19 protein-coding genes are annotated in these 16,971 nt (G+C 69.6%); 4 read left to right on the top strand and 15 right to left on the bottom strand.

The window, feature by feature from the left end; translation table 11 throughout:
* Positions 1-19: 19 nt before the first annotated feature.
* Complete coding sequence (locus tag CXQ97_RS01055) at positions 20-829, bottom strand: alpha/beta hydrolase (protein WP_104178993.1); 810 nt, start codon at positions 827-829, stop codon at positions 20-22.
* A 55-nt stretch (positions 830-884) separates the two neighbouring features.
* Positions 885-1,208, bottom strand: coding sequence for a hypothetical protein (locus CXQ97_RS01060; RefSeq protein ID WP_104178994.1), 324 nt, complete (start codon positions 1,206-1,208; stop codon positions 885-887).
* A 78-nt stretch (positions 1,209-1,286) separates the two neighbouring features.
* Between CXQ97_RS01060 and nucS the strand changes: the two genes are divergently transcribed.
* On the top strand, positions 1,287-1,982 hold the full coding sequence (gene nucS / locus CXQ97_RS01065; protein ID WP_104178995.1) for an endonuclease NucS: 696 nt from the start codon (positions 1,287-1,289) through the stop codon (positions 1,980-1,982).
* Between the two features lie 52 nt (positions 1,983-2,034).
* Entirely contained in the window at positions 2,035-3,246 is a 1,212-nt protein-coding gene (locus CXQ97_RS01070; RefSeq protein WP_104178996.1) for an N-acetylglucosamine-6-phosphate deacetylase, read from the top strand.
* A 27-nt stretch (positions 3,247-3,273) separates the two neighbouring features.
* Here CXQ97_RS01070 and CXQ97_RS01075 read toward each other — a convergent pair whose 3' ends face one another.
* The 13 genes from CXQ97_RS01075 to CXQ97_RS01135 all read right to left on the bottom strand — a co-directional run bounded on the left by CXQ97_RS01075 (position 3,274) and on the right by CXQ97_RS01135 (position 14,846).
* Positions 3,274-3,705: a DUF2550 domain-containing protein gene (locus CXQ97_RS01075; RefSeq protein WP_104178997.1), complete on the bottom strand. Its 432-nt coding sequence runs from the start codon at positions 3,703-3,705 to the stop codon at positions 3,274-3,276.
* Between the two features lie 10 nt (positions 3,706-3,715).
* Complete coding sequence (locus CXQ97_RS01080; RefSeq protein ID WP_104178998.1) at positions 3,716-4,009, bottom strand: F0F1 ATP synthase subunit epsilon; 294 nt, start codon at positions 4,007-4,009, stop codon at positions 3,716-3,718.
* Between the two features lie 5 nt (positions 4,010-4,014).
* Positions 4,015-5,478: a F0F1 ATP synthase subunit beta gene (gene atpD, locus CXQ97_RS01085; protein WP_104178999.1), complete on the bottom strand. Its 1,464-nt coding sequence runs from the start codon at positions 5,476-5,478 to the stop codon at positions 4,015-4,017.
* Between the two features lie 81 nt (positions 5,479-5,559).
* A complete protein-coding gene (locus tag CXQ97_RS01090; RefSeq protein ID WP_104179000.1) occupies positions 5,560-6,453 on the bottom strand; it encodes a F0F1 ATP synthase subunit gamma in 894 nt (297 codons plus the stop codon).
* Between the two features lie 92 nt (positions 6,454-6,545).
* Entirely contained in the window at positions 6,546-8,180 is a 1,635-nt protein-coding gene (atpA, locus tag CXQ97_RS01095; protein ID WP_104179001.1) for a F0F1 ATP synthase subunit alpha, read from the bottom strand.
* Between the two features lie 109 nt (positions 8,181-8,289).
* Entirely contained in the window at positions 8,290-9,102 is an 813-nt protein-coding gene (locus tag CXQ97_RS01100; RefSeq protein WP_104179002.1) for a F0F1 ATP synthase subunit delta, read from the bottom strand.
* Positions 9,102-9,671: a F0F1 ATP synthase subunit B gene (locus CXQ97_RS01105; protein ID WP_104179003.1), complete on the bottom strand. Its 570-nt coding sequence runs from the start codon at positions 9,669-9,671 to the stop codon at positions 9,102-9,104. Before CXQ97_RS01105 ends, CXQ97_RS01100 begins: the two co-directional genes overlap by 1 nt.
* A 50-nt stretch (positions 9,672-9,721) precedes the next feature.
* The gene (locus CXQ97_RS01110; protein WP_019481292.1) at positions 9,722-9,937 is read right to left on the bottom strand and encodes an ATP synthase F0 subunit C; all 216 of its coding nucleotides are present in this window, start codon (positions 9,935-9,937) and stop codon (positions 9,722-9,724) included.
* 75 nt (positions 9,938-10,012) lie between these two features.
* Positions 10,013-10,834 carry a F0F1 ATP synthase subunit A gene (gene atpB / locus CXQ97_RS01115; protein ID WP_104179004.1) on the bottom strand — a complete coding sequence of 274 codons (822 nt, stop codon included), beginning with the start codon at positions 10,832-10,834 and terminating at the stop codon, positions 10,013-10,015.
* 85 nt (positions 10,835-10,919) lie between these two features.
* Entirely contained in the window at positions 10,920-11,237 is a 318-nt protein-coding gene (locus CXQ97_RS01120; protein WP_104179005.1) for a hypothetical protein, read from the bottom strand.
* Between the two features lies 1 nt (position 11,238).
* Positions 11,239-11,748, bottom strand: coding sequence for a hypothetical protein (locus CXQ97_RS01125; protein ID WP_258062115.1), 510 nt, complete (start codon positions 11,746-11,748; stop codon positions 11,239-11,241).
* A gap of 150 nt (positions 11,749-11,898) precedes the next feature.
* On the bottom strand, positions 11,899-12,921 hold the full coding sequence (locus CXQ97_RS01130; protein ID WP_104179006.1) for a glycosyltransferase family 4 protein: 1,023 nt from the start codon (positions 12,919-12,921) through the stop codon (positions 11,899-11,901).
* Positions 12,918-14,846, bottom strand: coding sequence for a nucleoside-diphosphate sugar epimerase/dehydratase (locus tag CXQ97_RS01135; RefSeq protein ID WP_104179007.1), 1,929 nt, complete (start codon positions 14,844-14,846; stop codon positions 12,918-12,920). Before CXQ97_RS01135 ends, CXQ97_RS01130 begins: the two co-directional genes overlap by 4 nt.
* 223 nt (positions 14,847-15,069) lie before the next feature.
* Between CXQ97_RS01135 and CXQ97_RS01140 the strand changes: the two genes are divergently transcribed.
* Together CXQ97_RS01140 and CXQ97_RS01145 are read left to right on the top strand one after the other, a co-directional pair.
* Positions 15,070-16,026: a glycosyltransferase gene (locus tag CXQ97_RS01140; protein WP_258062116.1), complete on the top strand. Its 957-nt coding sequence runs from the start codon at positions 15,070-15,072 to the stop codon at positions 16,024-16,026.
* Positions 16,023-16,970, top strand: coding sequence for an NAD(P)-dependent oxidoreductase (locus tag CXQ97_RS01145; protein WP_104179009.1), 948 nt, complete (start codon positions 16,023-16,025; stop codon positions 16,968-16,970). The genes CXQ97_RS01140 and CXQ97_RS01145 overlap by 4 nt, the downstream gene beginning before the upstream one ends.
* The last annotated feature ends 1 nt before the right edge of the window (position 16,971 follow it).

Below are 16,971 nucleotides of genomic sequence, written 5' to 3' on the forward strand. Positions count from 1 at the left end.
TCACCCGGGGAGGGTGCGCTCAGCTACCGGTCGCCGACGGTGCGACGGCGGCTCGTCCCGTCCACCGGGAGGGCAGGGGCAGGTCCAGGTCGGGGCGTACGACGCCGACGATCTCGTCGAGCGCCCGCGCCGCGTACTTCTCCCCCACCCACAGGTGCTTCGCGCCGTCGATCCCCGTCACGTCCGCCTGCGGTACGCGGGCGAAACGGTGGGCCGCGTCCTGCGGCACCAGGTAGTCGTCGAACTCGGGCACGAGCACCTTGAGGGGCAGCCCGCTCGCCGCCCACGCGTCGAGATCGGCGTCGTCGGCCCGGTGGAGGGGCGGTGACAGCAGGACGGCGCCCTCGATCAGTTCGGCCACCGGGTCCTGCGCGCCGTACTTGAGGCACAGCTCCGTCCCGAAGGACCAGCCCACGAGCCAGATGTGGTGGAGCCCCTGCGCGACGGTCCACTCGACGGCGGCCTGCAGGTCCAGCCGTTCCCCGTCGCCGCCGTCGAACGCTCCCTCACTGCAGCCACGTGGAGAACACGTGCCACGCGTGTTGAACCGCAGGACGGCGATGTCGGCGAGGGCCGGCAGCCGGAAGGAGGCCTTCCGGTACACGTGCGAGTCCATGAAGCCGCCGTGGGTCGGCAGCGGGTGGAGGGTGACGAGGGTGGCCCGCGGCGGGCGGCCGCCCGTGGGCGCCGCGAACTCCCCCACGAGGGTCAGGCCGTCGGCGGTGTGCAGCTCGATGTCGCGGCGATCGGCGGGCAGCACCGTCGACGCGCGGATCTCGATCGCCTCGTCATGGGCCGTGAACGTGTACTCGGGCGATTCGGTGGGCATCCGTCCAGTCTAGGACGACGTGCCCCGCACCCCGCGCGACGTGCGCCTGCCGCCGTCAGTAACGGAAGCTCCGCGTCTGCCAGCATCGGACGTGCCAGTGCCTCCGGTCGGCGAGGGCGGCCTCGGGACCGAACAGCGAGTCCTCCCGCCAGACGACGAGGTGGGCGATCCCGGGGAGGATCGACGAGTTGCACCCCGGGCAGGTGTAGGTCTTGGCGGCGTTGCGCTCGGTGATGCGCCGGACCGACCATTCGCCGTCGGGAGCGGACTCCCGGAGCGGCAGGCCCACCCGCGTGCGTTCCAGGTCCTCCTCCGGCGGCGCGGACCACTTGGGCCGCGAGGAGCCGCGGGGGCGGTTCGGGCGGTTGGATCGGGGCACCCCCTCAGTGTGCCCGATCCGACCGCGCACCTCCGCACCGGGCACGGGTGCGGCCCGGCGCCCGGTAGGATTCTTGACGTGCGTCTCGTCATTGCCCGCTGCTCCGTCGATTACATCGGCCGCCTCCGGGCGCATCTCCCGCTGGCCACCCGGCTCCTCATGGTGAAGTCGGACGGCTCCGTCCTCGTGCACTCCGACGGCGGGTCCTACAAGCCGCTGAACTGGATGAGCCCGCCCGCGACCCTGCGGGTGAACGAGCCCGACGAGGCCGACCGGGCCGAGGGCATCACCGAGGTCTGGACGGTGCAGCACGCCAAGACCGACGACAGGCTGGTCATCAACATCCGGGAGCACCTGCACGACTCCTCCCACGACCTCGGCGTCGATCCCGGCCTCGTGAAGGACGGCGTGGAAGCGGACCTCCAGCGGCTCCTGGCCGAGCAGATCGAGCTCCTCGGCGCGGGGTTCACCCTCATCCGCCGCGAGTACATGACGGCGATCGGTCCCGTCGACATCCTCGCGCGCGACGCCGCGGGGCGGACGGTCGCCATCGAGCTGAAGCGCCGCGGCGACATCGACGGCGTCGAGCAGCTCACCCGATACCTCGAGCTGCTGAACCGGGACCCGATCATGTCGCCGGTGCGCGGGATCTTCGCCGCGCAGCAGATCAAGCCGCAGGCGCGGGTCCTCGCCGGCGACCGCGGCATCGACTGCCTGACCCTCGACTACGACGCGATGCGCGGCGTGGACGACAGCGCCTCCCGCCTCTTCTAGCGGTCCCTCCCTCTTCCGGGTCGCCGGAAGCGCGACCGCCTAGAATCGGACCATGGCCCACTCCAGCGGAACGCCCACTGCACTGTCCGGACGACTGGTGACCGAAGAGGGGATCATCGACGACGGAGTGCTCCGATGGGACGGCTCCCGCATCGTCGCGGCAGGGACAGGCCCTGGTGCCCCCTCCGACGGGCGGCTGCCGGAGGGCTTCCTCATCCTCCCGGGGCTCATCGACCTCCACTGCCACGGTGCGGGCGGCGGCGACTTCACGTCCGGTTCCGCCGCGGACATCGAGGCGGCGGCGGCCCACCTGCACCGCAGCGGTACGACGACGGTGCTCGCCAGCACGTGTTCGGCACCTCTCGAGGACCTCGAGGCCGCCTTCGGGAGGCTCGCCGCCGCGGCCCGGGCAGGGCTCGTGGCCGGGATCCACGCGGAGGGCCCGTTCCTGTCCAAGGAGCGCAACGGGGCGCACGACCCCGCCTTCCTGCTCCAGCCGACGCAGGAGGACGTGGCCCGCCTCGTCGCAGCAGGCCAGGGGCATCTGGCCTCCATGACGTACGCCCCGGAACTGCCGGGCAGCGATGTCCTGGTGTACGAACTGGTGATGCACGGGGTGATCCCGTCCATCGGGCACACGGACAGCTCCACCGAGGAGACCGGTGCGGCGCTGGACCTCATCAACGAGGAGCTCGCCTCCACGGGCTTCGAGGGCTTCAGCGGCAGGCCCATGGCCACGCACCTGTTCAACGCGATGCCCGCCATCCACCACCGGTCCCCCGGCCCCGTGCCGCTGCTCCTGCAGCGCGCCCGTGCGGGTGAGATCGCCGTCGAGCTCCTGGCGGACAACGTGCACCTCCACCCGGAGACGGTCCGCATGGCCTTCACCATCGCCGGCGCCGAGAACGTCTGCCTCGTCAGCGACTCGACGGCCGCGGCGGGCTGCGCCTCCGGGACGTACCGGCTCGGCCGCAGCGAGATCGCCATCGTGGACGACGCGGCGATCCTCATCGCGACGGGGGCGCTGGCGGGCGGCGCCGGGAGCCTCCTCGACGTCGTGCGCTGCACCGTGGGCGCGGGGGTGGGCCTCGTGGACGCCGTCGGTTCGGCCACCTCGGTCCCGGCGGCGGTGCTGGGACTGGCCGACGAGGTGGGCAGCCTCCGCAGCGGGCTCCGCGCCGATGCGCTGGTCCTCTCCCCCGACCTCGAGCTGAAGGGCGTGCTCCGCGCGGGGGCCTGGGTCAGGCCGCTCGAGGTCGGCTAGGCCGGATCGCCCGGCGAGACGCCCGTATCAGCGCCAGGTGCCGATGCCGATGACCGGCCCGGCCTCGATCCAGGAGGAGAGGCCGGCGTAGACGTCGTACTTCATCGCGAGGTCGAAGGCCTCGCCCTCGTAGGTCAGGTGGACGATGATCGCGCCGGGCTGGATGCTGACGCGCTCCACCTCGGTGGCGGCCCGCCAGCCCGTCACCTCGAGGGAGCTGCGGAGGAAACGGAAGCGCGGGATGGGGCTGAGCGAGAGGAGGCTGAGCCACTCGAGGTGTTTGTCCGTGTAACGACAAACCCCCACCCGCCATCCCCGGGGAGGGAGGCGGATGGAGGCGTCGAAGGTGCCGAGCGCTCGGCCCAGCTGGTAGCGGCGGAGGAGGAAGGCGGCGATCACGAGCACGAGCAGGCCGAAGACGACCGCAAGGCAGATGAACGTCACACCGAGTGCCTCCACGCCGGGAATCCTAGACGGATTCCGGAGTTCCCGAACCGCCGACCTTGGCGTTGTCCGCCACGATCACGACGCGGTTCGAGTCGACCGAGAAGAAACCACCGTCCACACCCACGACCAGGCGTTCACCGTTGACCGGTTCCACCGAGAGCTCCCCCGCTTCGAGGATGGCCAGGATGGGGGCGTGCCCGGGAAGGATCCCGATCTGCCCGTTGCTGGTGCGTGCGTTGACCTGGCGTGCCGCGCCCGACCACACGAAGTGGTCGGCCGCGACGATTTCGACTTCGAGTTCGCCGTTCGATGCCATCTGCGCTACTTACCGGTCTGCTCTTGGATCTTGGCCCACTGGCGCTCGACGTCGTCGAGTCCGCCGATGTTGAAGAACGCCTGCTCCGCGATGTGGTCGAGATCGCCGTTGCAGATCGCCGAGAAGCCCTCGATGGTGTCCTTGATGGACACCGTCGAACCCTCGACACCGGTGAACTGCTTGGCGGTGTAGGTGTTCTGCGAGAGGAACTGCTGGATACGGCGTGCGCGGGCGACGACGACCTTGTCCTCTTCGCTGAGCTCGTCGATACCGAGGATCGCGATGATGTCCTGCAGTTCCTTGTTCTTCTGCAGGATCTGCTTGACGCGCACGGCCGTGTTGTAGTGGTCGTGGCCGATGTACTGGGGGTCCAGGATGCGCGAGGTCGACGCGAGCGGGTCGACGGCCGGGTAGAGGCCGCGCGACGCGATCTCGCGGGAGAGCTCGGTGGTCGCATCCAGGTGCGCGAAGGTGGTCGCCGGGGCCGGGTCGGTGTAGTCGTCCGCGGGGACGTAGATCGCCTGCATCGACGTGATCGAGTGGCCCTTGGTGGAGGTGATGCGCTCCTGCAGGAGGCCCATCTCGTCCGCCAGGTTCGGCTGGTAACCCACGGCGGACGGCATGCGACCGAGGAGGGTCGACACCTCCGAGCCGGCCTGGGTGAACCGGAAGATGTTGTCGATGAAGAGCAGCACGTCCTGGTTCTGCACATCGCGGAAGTACTCCGCCATGGTCAGGGCCGAGAGGGCCACGCGCAGGCGCGTTCCCGGCGGCTCGTCCATCTGGCCGAACACGAGGGCGGTGTCCTTCAGGACGCCCGCCTCCTCCATCTCGACCCAGAGGTCGTTGCCCTCACGGGTGCGCTCACCGACACCGGCGAACACCGAGGTGCCGCCGAAGTTGCGGGCGACACGCGTGATCATCTCCTGGATGAGGACGGTCTTGCCGACACCGGCGCCGCCGAACAGGCCGATCTTCCCACCCTTGATGTACGGGGTCAGCAGGTCGATGACCTTGATGCCGGTCTCGAGCATCTCCGTGGAGCCCTCGAGCGAGGCGAAGCTGGGAGCCGCACGGTGGATCGGCCAGCGCTCGGTGATCTCGAGTGCGGACTCCTCGACGTCGAGGGGCTTGCCGAGGACGTTGAAGATGTGGCCCTTCACGCCGTCGCCGACGGGAACGGTGATCGGGGATCCGGTGTCCTGCACGACGGTGCCGCGGACGAGTCCGTCGGTCGCCTGCAGCGAGATCGCCCGGACGAGGTTGTCGCCCAGGTGCTGCGAGGTCTCGAAGGTGATAAGGCGCGTCACACCGTTGAGGGTGATCTCGGTGGTCAGCGCGCTGTACATGGCGGGGATTGCGTCGGCCGGGAACTCGACGTCGACAACCGGGCCGATGACACGTGCAATACGGCCGGTGGCGCCGGGGGCAACTGAGTCCGTACCGTGCTCAACAGTCTGGGCAGTCATCTCTCTCACTTCATTTACGTAGATGGCGTGGAACTAAGTCTAAGCTGCCCGGAATCCGCGAGGACCCGGGCGGGCGGGGCGTCAGGAGGCGTTCAGCGCGTCCGCGCCGGCCACGATCTCCGAGAGCTCCTGGGTGATCTCCGCCTGGCGGGCGGTGTTGCGGAGACGCGTGTACTTCTTGATGAGCTCCGTCGCATTGTCACCGGCGGACTTCATGGCCCGCTGACGCGCGGCGAGCTCGCTGGCAGATGCCTGCAGCATCGCCGCGAAGATGCGCGACTCGATGTACCTGGGGAGCAGTGCGTCGAGGACCTGTTCGGGCTCCGGCTCGTACTCGTACAGGGGCAGCAGTTCGCCGTCCTGGGGTACCTGCTCGTCGACGACTTCCAGCGGCAGCAGTCGGAGGACGGCCGGCTCCTGGACCACCATGGAGCGGAACTTCGTGTAGACGATGTGGATCTCGTCCACGCCGCCGTCCTCGTGGTCCTTGAGGAAGGTCTCGAGGAGGGCCTCGCCGACCTCGCGCGCGGTCTCGAACTCGGGAGCGTCGGTGTTGCCCGTCCAGACCCTCTCGTAGTCGCGCTGGCGGAAGTCGAAGTACGACTGCCCCTTGCGGCCGACCAGGTACGCCTGGATCTCCTTGCCCTCGGAGCGGAGCGCCTCGAAGAGACCCTCGGCCTTCTTGAGTGCGCTGGCCGAGTACGAGCCTGCGAGGCCGCGATCGGAGGTCATCACCAGCACGGCGGCACGCCGCACCTCACCGTGTTCGGTGGTGAGCGGGTGGTCGATCTCCGACTGCGACGACACGGCCGAGACGGCCCGGGTGATCGCGTTGGCGTACGGCTGGGCCGCAGCGACACGCGTGCGTGCCTTGCCGATGCGCGACGTCGCGATCAGCTCCATCGCCTTGAAGATCTTCCGCGTCGACGTGGTCGAGGCGATCTTCTGGCGGTAGACCCGGATCTGGGCTCCCATTCTTGTCCTTTCCTCCGCCCCCGCGTCGGGGAGCGATCAGGCCAGGGCCCTGCGAGCCGGGAGGGGCGGGGCCCCTCCCGGCAACAGGTCCTCTAGCGCTTCTGTCGAACGATCTTTTCGTGCTCGACCGACTCGGCGTCGATGGCCTGGTACTCCTCGTGGCCCGCGCCGAAACCGTCGGCACCGACCCCGAAGAAGCCCTGCTTGAAGTCCGTGATCTGGGTCTTCAGTTCCTCGGCCGTCGAGTCCTCGAGCTTGCCCGTCTGGGCGAGGGTGTTGAGGATCTGCGACTTGTGGCCGAGGTGCTCCAGGAACTCGGACTCGAAGCGGCGGATGTCCTCCACCGGCACGTCGTCCAGGTAGCCGTTCGTCCCTGCCCAGATGGACACGACCTGCTGCTCCACCGGCATCGGGGAGTACTGGCCCTGCTTGAGCAGTTCCATCAGGCGAGCACCACGGGTCAGCTGCTGGCGTGATGCCGCATCCAGGTCGGAGGCGAACATCGCGAAGGCCTGCATGTCGCGGTACTGGGCGAGGTCGAGCTTCAAGGTGCCCGAGACCTTCTTCATCGACTTCACCTGGGCAGCGCCACCCACGCGGGAGACGGACACGCCGACGTCCACTGCGGGACGCTGGTTGGCGTTGAAGAGGTCCGACTGCAGGAAGATCTGGCCGTCGGTGATGGAGATGACGTTCGTCGGGATGTACGCCGAGACGTCGTTCGCCTTGGTCTCGATGAGGGGCAGACCCGTCATCGAGCCGGCACCGAGCTCGTCGGAGAGCTTCGCGCAACGCTCCAGCAGGCGGGAGTGCAGGTAGAACACGTCACCGGGGTAGGCTTCGCGTCCCGGCGGGCGGCGGAGCAGCAGCGACACCGCACGGTAGGCCTCGGCCTGCTTCGACAGGTCGTCGAACACGATGAGGACGTGCTTGCCGCCGTACATCCAGTGCTGGCCGATGGCCGAACCGGCGTAGGGGGCGAGGTACTTGAAGCCGGCGGGGTCGGAGGCGGGAGACGCGACGATGGTCGTGTACTCCAGCGCACCCTTGTCCTCGAGGGTCTGGCGCACGGCGGCGATCGTCGACGCCTTCTGGCCGATCGCGACGTAGATGCAGCGGACCTGCTTGGTCACGTCACCCGACGCCCAGTTGTCCCGCTGGTTGATGATGGTGTCCACGGCGATGGCGGTCTTGCCCGTCTGCCGGTCACCGATGATCAGCTGGCGCTGGCCGCGGCCGATGGGGATCATCGCGTCGATCGCCTTGAGGCCGGTCTGCATCGGCTCGTGCACCGACTTGCGCTGCGTGACGCCGGGGGCCTGGGTCTCGAGCGCACGGCGGCCTTCGGCGACGATCTCGCCGAGGTCGTCGATGGGCTGGCCCAGGGGGTCGACCACGCGGCCGAGGAAGGCGTCGCCCACTGGGACCGAGAGGATCTCGCCCGTGCGGTGCACTTCCTGGCCTTCTTCGATGCCGGTGTAGTCACCGAGGACGACGACACCGATCTCACGCGTGTCGAGGTTCTGGGCGAGTCCGAGCGTGCCGTCCTCGAACCGCAGCAGCTCGTTGGCCATGACGGAGGGGAGACCCTCCACACGGGCAATGCCGTCGCTCGCGGTGGAGACGCGGCCTACTTCGACGCGCTCCGCATTTCCGGGCTCGTAGGACGCCGCAAAGTCGTTCAACGCACTGCGTACGTCTTCGGCGTTGATGGTCAATTCGGCCATCTCAGTCCCTGCTCTCCTGTGTTGTTGGTCCCCATAAGGTGCGTGGCGACCGGTGTGTGATTCAGTGGGTGGAACTCCGGCGGAACTCGGGTGGGGCAGGCGCGGACGCCTATCCCACCAGGGTCCGGCGGAGTTCGGACAGACGCGTGATGACGGTCGAGTCGACCATCTCGTCCCCGACGCTGACGCGGACGCCACCGAGGAGTGAGGGGTCGACCTTCACGTTGACCTTGAGCTCGCGCCCGTACATCGCGTTCAGGCCCGACTCCAGGCGAGCGAGCTGGCTTGCCGTCAGCGGACGGGTGACGCTGACATTGGCGATCCAGCGCTGCTGGCGCACAGCGACGAGTTCGAGGAACCGCTGGACGAGGGCGGCGGGTTTCAGCCCGCGCGGCGCCCGCACGGCCTGCGAGATGAGGAGCCTGCCTGCTGCACCCGCGCGGGGTACGAGCTTCAGGGCGAGGGTGACCTTCGACTCCGGCGTGGCCTGGGCTTCCGACAGCGCCCTCTGCAGGGCGTGGCTCGAAGCGACCACCTGGGTGAAGGAGAACAGCTCGTTCTCGAGCTGGTCCAGGCCCTCCGCGCCGCTGCCCTGCTCGGCCACGGCGATGACGACGGTTGCGGCGAGGGTCTCCAGGGCGTCACCGATGTCGCGGGCGTTGGCCCAGCGCTCGCTGACGAGGTCCCTGACCACTCCGGCCGCTTCCGGCGACACCCGACCGGCGATGAGCTGGTCCACGAGCACGGCCTTGTCCCTGCCGGTGCGTGACGGGTCCGTCAGCGCACGCCGGAGACCGGCGTTGCTGTCCAGGATCGCCAGCACGCCGAACAGGTCCTCGGCCAGCGCAAGGGTCGCGCCCTGCAGCCGGGGCTCCAGTCCTTCACGGACTGTCGCCAGGGAGACGCTCGATACACCTGCCATTACTTCGCCGCACCTGCCCTATGGGAGACTGCACCGTTCGACGAGGTCTCGAGGTCCGCGAGGAACCGGTCGACGACGCGTGACGAGCGGGCGTCGTCGGCGAGGGATTCCCCGACGATGCGGCTGGCGAGATCCGTGGCGAGGGTCCCGACCTCGGCGCGGAGCGAGACCACTGCGGCCTGGCGCTCGGCCTCGATCTGGACGTGGGCCTGCTCGGAGATGCGTGCCGACTCGGCGGCCGCCCTCTCCTTGAGCTCCGCGAGGATCTGGGCGCCTTCGGCGCGTGCTTCCTCGCGGATGCGGTTCGCCTCGGTGCGGGCGTCGACAAGCTGCTGCTTGTACTCGGCCAGCGCCGCGTTGGCTTCCGCCTGCGCGGCCTCCGCCTTAGCGATGCCGCCTTCGATCGCGGCGGTGCGCTCTGCGAAGGTCCGCTCGAATGCCGGCATGACGAACTTGATGACGATGAACATCAGCACGGCGAAGCCGACCAGCGTTACGAGGAACTCCCACCAGTTCGGTGCGAGCGGGCTAGAGCCCTCCTCCGCCGCCATGATTGCTGCGTTAAGCATTTTTCACCCGTCTTTCTTCAACTTGTCTTCGGTCGATCAGGACGGCGGTGTCAGGCGCCGATGACGAAGGCGAAGACGAGGCCCAGGATCGCGAGGGCCTCGGTCAGTGCCAGACCGAGGAAGGCGATGGGCTGGAGGACACGCTGTGCCTCAGGCTGGCGAGCGACGCCGTTGATGTAGGCCGCGAAGACGAGACCCACACCGATACCACCGCCGATTGCGGAGAGACCGTATCCAACGAGGTTGAGGCTACCCTGTACTTCCATTGTGTTCCTTTCAAGATGCCGCTCGAGGGCGACAGGTTGTTTGGGATCATCCCCGACGGGGAAGACGTGTGTGAATCAGTGGGCGTCGGCGTGCAGTGCGCCTTCGATGTAGATCGCGGCGAGCAGCGTGAAGACGTAGGCCTGGAGGACCATGATCAGCGCCTCGAGCATGTACATCGCGACGGCGCCGACGAGGACCAGGACGCTGGTGCCCTGGAGCAGGATGTTGCCCGTCATGACCATGTACTCGATGGCGGAGCCGGCGAGGGTCACGATGAGGTGGCCGGCCAGCATGGTCGCGAAGAGTCGCAGCGAGTGGGTCACCGGGCGGACGATGAAGTTCGAGATGATCTCGATCGGCACGACGATCGGCAGGATGTACCAGGGGACGCCCGACGGGACGACGGCCAGCTTGAAGTAGCGCAGGCCGTGCTTCTTGATGCCGATGCCGACCCAGAGGAGGTAGAAGATCGCCGCGATGGCGTAGGCACTGCCCGGGTGCGAGAAGCTCGGCAGCTGCAGGAACGGGATCGCCCCGAAGATGTTGTTCACCAGCACGAAGAAGAAGGCGGTGAAGAGCCAGGGCACGTACTTCAGGAAGTCGTTGCCGCCGATGATGTCCTTGCCGATGGAGTTGCGGACGAATCCGTACGCCGACTCACCGAGGAACTGCATCTTGCCGGGGACGAGCTGACGGCGCCGGGAGGCGACGAGGAAGAAGGTGGCGATGAGGACCACGGACAGGATGACCATGAGCATCTGCTTGCCGAAGCCGGGGTCGAACCAGACTCCGTAGGCGTCACCCCAGGGAAGGATGTCCCGGTAGTGGGTGTCCTCGATAGTCGGGGCTACGAATCCCTCTTCGGTAGTTGCGGCCGGGAGCGCAAGCGCGATCAACGCGTTTCCTCTCTGCAGTGTCCATCGTTGGGCAAGATCTGTTCGGCCGCAGCGTGACTGGTCCGACTCGTTAAGTTATGGGGATTCACTCGGGTCCGTCCTCGGCACCGGGCGTCGCCCGGGATCCGCTGTGCGGACTCGGGGTGTGGTTCCGGGTGAGGTTGTGCGTGTGGGAGAGATAGAAACCCCCTGCTGCACCTAAGAACGCTCCCGCCAGCACCAACCAGCGCGTGTCGAGGAGATTATCCAGCCCCCAGCCTATCAAACTCCACACTGCGATCCCGCCAATGATGTAGCTGAAGACGGCGATGCCGGCGTTGTAGCCGCCGTTCGCGAGGCGGGCTTCCTCGTTGCGCGCCGCCGCTCCGCCGGCCTCGTCCGGCCCGCCCGGAGGAGTCGCCACGTCAGGGACCTTCCGGGGGGCGGGTCGACGGCGGGACCCCGTCCGCCGGCGCCGCATCCCCGTACAGGGGCGTGCGCAGGCGCGAGAAGGCGAACACCTCGGCGATCTGCCAGGCGAGGACGGTCGCCAGCGCTCCCGCGAAGAACCACGTGCGGTCCAGCCAGTCGGGCGTGCCGAGGAGGAACAGGACGGCGGCGAAGCCGACGACCTTGATGGCGTACGTGACGATGAACAGCCCGAGGGCGCCCGAGGGGTTGGTTCTCCCCGTGAAGTGGCCGATCAGGAGGCTGATCCCGAAGAACGCCATCACGAGGACGGCGGCGAGGAGAACGCTCAGGCCGGCTGCGGGCGAGGTGGCGATGGCTGCCGCCGCGGCGAGCACGAGCGCCAGGCCGCCGGCCGCGGCGGCACTCCTGGCCAGGATGCCCAGCCAGGGCGACTCCGTCGCGCCGGACTCCCGCACGAGGGTGGGGGAATCGGGTCCGTTCGCCGGATGCTCCGGTCGTGGCACGCGCTGTCCGCTCTGTCGGCTGCGCCCGATGGCGCCCTGCTGGTCCTCCGGCGACGGCGTCGCGGGCCTGGTGCCGGGTCGGCGCGACTCTGTGTCGTCGCGCCCGGCGCCTGAAATCCTACCGCATGGCGGCGGCGGACACGGGCTCGCTCACGCGTCCGCCGGCGTCCGGCGACGGGCCAGGGCACGGAAGATCCGCGGCGAGTAGAGGTACAGCGCGACGACGGCGGCGGCGAACACCGACGCGGACACGGCCAGGGGCGCGGGCGTCGTGGCGAGCACGAATCCGGCGGCACCGGTGAGTGCCGACAGGACGGTGACGAGGAGCGAGACCTGGACGTGGCTGAGGCCCGTGTCGGTGAGCCGCTGGTACACGTGCTGCCGGTGCGCGGTGTAGAGGGGCTCACCCCGCCGGGCGCGCCGGACGAAGGTGGTGAACGTGTCCGCGAGGTAGATCAGGACCGGGGAGAGCAGGTATTCGAGGTAGACCCCCGCGAGCAGGCCCGTGACCGCGATGGCGGCGATCGATGCGCCGAGCAGGTAGCTGCCCACGTCCCCGAGGAACACGAACCCGCGGCCGAGGTTCCAGGGCAGGAATCCCGCGAAGGCCGCCGCGAGCACCAGGCCCGCGACCGTCAGCCAGAACTGATCGCTGAGGACGCCGGCGGCCGAGTAGAAGAGGCCCACGACCACCCCGTGCATCCCGGAGATGCCGTTGATCCCGTCCATGAAGTTGGCGGCGTTGATGTACGTGGCGACCGCGACGGCGCCGAGGGGCACCCACCAGTAGCTGCTGTCGTCGATGGTCGTCGCGAGGGCGACGGTCCCGACGGCGCCGACGAGGAGCTGCGCGGAGGCGCGGACCCGGATGGAGAGGCCGCGGAAGTCCTCGATCCAGCCGAGGACCGAGGCGGCGGCGACCATGCAGAGGATGATCCCGATGAGCGACCGGTCGACCGAGACGAGGCCCGTGGCGAGGGAGAGGACCAGGGCGGCGAGGATCGCCACGGCGACGGCCACCCCCATTCCGCGGATGACGACGGTGGAGTGGGAGGACCGGTCGTTGGGGATGTCGACGACGCCGAGCCGCTTCAGCAGGGGCTTGACGACGACGGGCAGGGCGAGCGACAGCGCGAGGGCGGCGAGCCCGACGACGGCGAGGAGCGGGCTCATGACGACCGTCCGCCCACGCCCGACGGCGGGACGCTGGCCGCGGACCGTCGACCCGGATGTCCGTCGGGGGCCGGTCCCGACCCGATCCCGCGCGGGCCCCGGCCGAAGCCGCCCTCGGCCTGCCACTGCTGGAGGCTCAGCTGCTGCGGATCGAGCGGCGCGACCGACGTGTGCGAGATCTTGGGGTGCAGGGGGCGGGAGTCGTCCTCCCCCACGCCCATGAGGTCCTCGTGCATCTTCTCGCCCGGCCGCAGGCCGGTGAAGACGATGTCGATGTCCTTGCCGGACATCGCGATCATGCGCTGTGCCACGTCCAGGATGCGCACGGGCTCACCCATGTCGAGGATCAGCACCTCCCCTCCCCTGCCGATCGCACCCGCCTGCACGACGAGCTGGCAGGCCTCGGGGATGGTCATGAAGAAGCGCGTGACCTCGGGGTCCGTGACGGTGATGGGGCCGCCGTTGCGGATCTGCTCGGTGAAGAGGGGCAGCATGGAGCCGCGGCTCCCGATCACGTTGCCGAACCGCACCGACACGTACTTCTGCCCGGTGCGCTCCGCGTGCCAGGACGTCAGTTTCTCCGCCACGCGCTTGGAGTGGCCGAGGACGCTCGTGGGGTCCGCCGCCTTGTCCGTCGAGATGTTCACGAAGTTCGTGACGCCGACGGCGCCGGAAGCCCGCAGGACGTTGAGGGAGCCCTGCACGTTCGTCTTCCAGGCCTCCTCCGGGTACTGCTCGAGCAGCGAGACGTGCTTGAGCGCCGCCGCATGGAAGACGACCTGCGGTCTGCGGTCCTCGAAGATGTCGAGCAGCGCGTCGGCGTCCCGGATGTCGGCGAGGACCGTGTCGCGGCCGGTCAGCAGGCCGCGACCGGTGAGGGAGATCTGGGTGGACTGGAGGCCGGTCTCGTCGCGGTCCAGCATGATGAGCTCGGCCGGGGCGAAGGTGGCGAGCTGGCGGCAGAGCTCCGAGCCGATGGATCCCCCGGCCCCGGTCACGAGCACCCGCTTGCCGGTCACGTAGCCGGCCACCTCGTCGGGGTGGATGTCCACGGGGCGCCGGCCGATCAGGTCCTCCACCGCGACCTCGCGGAAGTCGGCGATCGCGGCCCCTGCCGCGCCGAGCATGTCGCGCAGCGGCGGCAGGACCAGCACCTTGATGCCGAGGCCCGCCACGAGGTCCGAGACACGGCGGACCTGCGAGGCCTCGATCTCCGCGAACGCGATGACGAGGATCTGGGCCTGCGTCCGGACGGCGATGTCCCGGAGGTCGTCGATGCGTCCGAGGACGGGCACGGCGGACAGCCGGAGGTGCTTCTTGGCGGGGTCGTCGTCGATCAGGCCCACGGGGAAGTAGGGGGACCCGGGGTCCTGCATCATGCGGCCCACGAGCGAGTTGCCGAGGAAGCCGGCGCCGTAGATGAGGGTCCGCTGCGCGTCCTCCCCCGGCTTGGCCTTGCTCTCCACGTACATGCGCTTGAGGTAGCGCGTCGCGGCGAGGAACATGCACGCGAAGGGGAACGCGATGATCCCGATGCTGCGGGGCACCTCGATGACCCTGAAGAAGGCGACGCTCGCGAGGACGAGGATCACCGCGACGAGCACCGCGACGATGACCAGCAGCTTGGCCTCGTGGAAGCTCCCGAAACTGTACCGCCCGCGGTACAGCGCGAAGCTCAGTCCCACCACGAGCTGGGCGAGGACGGCCAGCGCGCAGAACGCGGCGATGCCCGGGACGTTGATCTCCTTCACGAGGAGCTCGTAGCGCAGGATCAGCGCGAGGAGGATGGCCACGATCCAGGCGACGGCGTCGAGCAGGTACTGCGACCAGAGCCAGATGGCAGGCTTGTCGCCGGACGGTGCTGCGGCGGTCGAGTCTGGTGTCCGGGCGGTGGAGCCCGGTGTCCGGCCTTCGTAGAGTCCCATGATTCCTAACGGTGTCAGGCAGCCACCGCGTTCAGCACCGGGCGTGCTGCTGCCGGGCCGCACCGGCAGGGCCGGGACGGTCCGGCGGGGGCTGGAACACGGTGTAATAGACTGCTGTTACCCGAGAATACTAGCCGTCCCGCCCGTGCCAGGCCCGTTGCGCACCGCGCTGGCGCGGCCCGGAAGGACCACGTTGCACGTCCCCGACGCCCACAGTCCGCGCGTGTTCATCGTCATCACCACCTTCAACCGGGCGGCCCATCTGCAGGACCTCCTCGACTCCATCGACACCCTCGATCCGGCGCCGTCGGGCGTGGTCGTCGTCGACAATGCCAGCACCGACGGCACGGCGGACGTCCTGGCTGCACGGGAGACGCGCGTGCCCGTCCTCGTGCACCGCCTCCCCGTGAACGCCGGCGGCTCCGGCGGCTTCGCGGCCGGTGTGTCCCGTGCGCTCGGGGAGGGTGCCGAGTGGCTGTGGCTCATGGACGACGACGTCGTCGTGCTGCCCGACGCCCTCGCGTCCTTCGGGCCCTGGATGGCCCGCTACTCCTGCATCCACGGGCGCCGGTACGACCACGCGGGCGAGCCGTTCTTCTGGCAGCACCTCCTCGACGAGTTCCTCGGCGTCCATCTGCCGGTGCGCGGGGACGTCTTCGCCCGGTCCCCGGTGTTCCACACCAACGTGGGCTGCTTCGAGGGCATGCTGGTGGCCGCGGAGGTGGTCCGGGAGATCGGGCTGCCCGACGCGCGCTTCTTCCTGAACGGCGACGACCTCACCTACGGGTGGCTCATCTCGCGGCGGTACCCGGTGGCGTACGTCGACGCGTTCGTGCTGCGCAAGACCCGCGCCCAGCGGCAGGTCGACCTCGGTGTCCGCCACCTCAACGACTCCAGCGACCTCTCCCGGTTCTGCGGCATGCGCAACCGCGGGTACCTCGCCCGGTATCTGCGCCTGCACGGCCGGTTCCACCCCGTGGGATTCGGCCTCGGGACGGCACTGTCCGCCGGGAAGGAACTGGTACGCCTCGTGGCCGTCGAACGGTCCCTCTCCGGCGTGCCGTCCCTCTGGCGGGGCTGGCGGGCCGCCCGCGTGATCCTCCGCGACGCCGGCTGGCAGCCCGAACCGCCCCTGACCGCAGCGGCGGGGACCGCCCGGCCCACCGGTGGTACGCGATGACCTGGCTGGTGCTCGGCGGGTCCGGGTTCGTCGGCTCGTCGGTCCTGCGCGCGCTGCACGCCGCGGGGATCGACGCCCGCCCGCTGTCCGCGCCGCGCCTGACAACCTCCGCCCGGACGCCGGACGCCCTCCTGGAGGAGGCCGGGCACACCGACGTCTCCGGCCTCGTGGCCGCGATCGGGAGGCAGGACGTCGTCGTGAACGCCGCGGGACTCGCCACTCCCTCCGCTCCCGAGGACGGGGACCTGTCCGGGGCGAACGCCCTGCTTCCGGCCGTCCTCGCACGCGCCGCCGCGGCTGCCGGGGCTGCCCGCCTGATCCACCTGAGCAGCGCTGCCGTGCAGGGCAGGACGGATTGGCTCGACGAGACGGACACGGTGCGCCCGTTCTCCGCGTACTCGCGGAGCAAGGCACTCGGCGAGCAGGCACTTGCGCTCGCGGCGGCGCGGGAACCCGCGCTGTCCGTGGTGACCGTCCGTGCGACCTCGGTGCAGGGCCCCGGACGCCCGACGACGGCGGCCCTCGTGCGGCTCGCACGGTCCCCGCTCGCCTCGGTGGCGTCTCCCGGTACCGCGCCGTCGCCGATCACCTCGGTGGACGCCCTCGCGGAGCTCGTCCTCGCCGTCGGACGCCGCGAGGGCGACGTCCCGCCGATCGTCCTGCAGCCGTGGGAGGGCCTCAGCGTCCGCACGGTCCTCGAGGCGGCGGGCGGACGTCCGCGGCTGCTGCCCGCGGCGGCCTGCCGCTTGGCCGTGGCGGGCGGCTACGCGCTGTCGGCGCTCCTGCGGGGGCGCCTCGACGGACAGGTGCGCCGGGTGGAGCTCCTGTGGTTCGGGCAGGACCAGGTGCCCGGGTGGGCCGTGGAGCAGGACCTCGCACCGGTGCACGGGGTGCGCGGCGTGCTGGCGCGACAGGGGCGAGCGAGCGGGCGCGCCCCCGCCTGAC

This window comes from Arthrobacter sp. B0490 (assembly GCF_002929355.1).
Lineage (GTDB): Bacteria > Actinomycetota > Actinomycetes > Actinomycetales > Micrococcaceae > Arthrobacter_D.